Source organism: Megasphaera jansseni (assembly GCF_047974155.1).
Taxonomy (GTDB): Bacteria; Bacillota; Negativicutes; order Veillonellales; family Megasphaeraceae; genus Megasphaera.
In genome coordinates this window covers 1-1,464 of sequence record NZ_JBHYRR010000066.1, presented here as the reverse complement: position 1 = coordinate 1,464, position 1,464 = coordinate 1, and the positions used below count along the sequence as shown (strand labels likewise).

At 33.9% G+C, this 1,464-nt stretch carries 3 protein-coding genes; all 3 read left to right on the top strand.

Annotated features, from left to right (window positions below; genetic code table 11):
* On the top strand, positions 1 to 786 hold a 786-nt coding region (locus ACE418_RS13395; RefSeq protein ID WP_416451074.1), incomplete at its 5' end, for a hypothetical protein.
* 13 nt (positions 787 to 799) lie between these two features.
* Entirely contained in the window at positions 800 to 1,291 is a 492-nt protein-coding gene (locus ACE418_RS13390) for a hypothetical protein (protein ID WP_416451073.1), read from the top strand.
* A gap of 30 nt (positions 1,292 to 1,321) precedes the next feature.
* Positions 1,322 to 1,464 (top strand): hemagglutinin repeat-containing protein (locus ACE418_RS13385; RefSeq protein ID WP_416451075.1); only part of this gene is annotated, 143 nt, incomplete at its 3' end.

Genomic DNA, 1,464 nt, shown 5'->3' with positions numbered 1-1,464 from the left:
AAGGCCCAATGGATCAGTGCGGCCCTGGGCGCTACTGTCAATGCAGCTGTCGGCAAGAATATCCAGACAGGCGGTGCTACGGCACAGTATGGGACGAAATGGAATACTGTCTTAACTAATAATCCTGGATTATATGCGTATTATGATAATTTTCAACAAGCTAAAGATGATTTAATTAAATTTGTAAGTAATGAGGATACTTCTATTATTCCGGATAATGATTTAAGTGACTTGGAAGAAATTCTTTCAATGAAAGAAAAATTATTTATTTATGAAAATCGAGATGACATTCCTATTGCAACTGAGATGACTTGGGCGGCATCATTGGGGAAGGAAAATTATACTTTTGAGTTAGATGAAGATACATCAATATACTTATCTCGAAGTCCCAAATTGCAAAAAATGGTTAAAAACTATATATATTATAATGGGACTGGAATAAAAGATAATATTTTTGTATTTTCAAAAGATTTGATTTTTACACTTTCAGATGTTAAAGAAGAACTGGATGAAGGAGAAGTGGGAAATGCTTGGATTGATTTTGGAGCTACTTTAGGTTTGCATAGAGCTGCCATGTGTTTTGAAGCAGTATACCAAGGTAATAACCAATATTATGTTTATGGAATTGTGGGGGATAAATATAAATTTAGAGATTCTGATACAGGATATAAGTCACTTTTAGGAATACTTAATGGCATGGGGACACAATGGGAGCGTCGTGGCACTATTTCTCCTACTAATGAATTTATTGAATTCCAATTTATGATTGAGGTTCCTGATGAATAAAATGATAAGATATATGCGCAAGCAATTAAATAAAATGTACAAGTTATTTGCTTTACTGATAGGGATGCTCGTATTTTATATAATATTTATACTATTTGATGCAATTGGACATTCTATATATTATATGGTTGTAGGATATCAGGAACCTGAAGTTGGAGCAGTATGTATGGTTGATAGAAATAATATACAGGTCCTTGACACAGGCGAAGTTATAGATTTAGAAACTACAGCTGCTTTGATTCCTGAAGTTAAACTTATGCAGAAAAGTGAAAAATATAAGTTTATTAACCATATTTTGATTGTGAAAGGAGGAGAAACTGATTCTTTACAATATTTTATATATGATGAAAAGAAAAACAAGGCATTTTGTGTTTTAAAAAAAACATTTCCGAATGCACAATGGTTAAGAAAGCAATATATATTTTTAAATTCTATAGATGAACCGGAATTAACATTATATTTTGATTATATTGAAAATAACAAAGACTGGATTTATATACAGTAAGTGTATTGACAGTCTTTTGTTGTTTGCCTGATGACGAGTTCCGGAAAGGATACGACCCTCGTCGGTTCCCAGCTCCAGGGACAGTCTGTGACCGTGAAGACGGGCGGGAATCTGCACATCGAAAGTGTACAGGATTCAGAGACCTACCGGGGTAATCGTTCGTCGACTGGAAT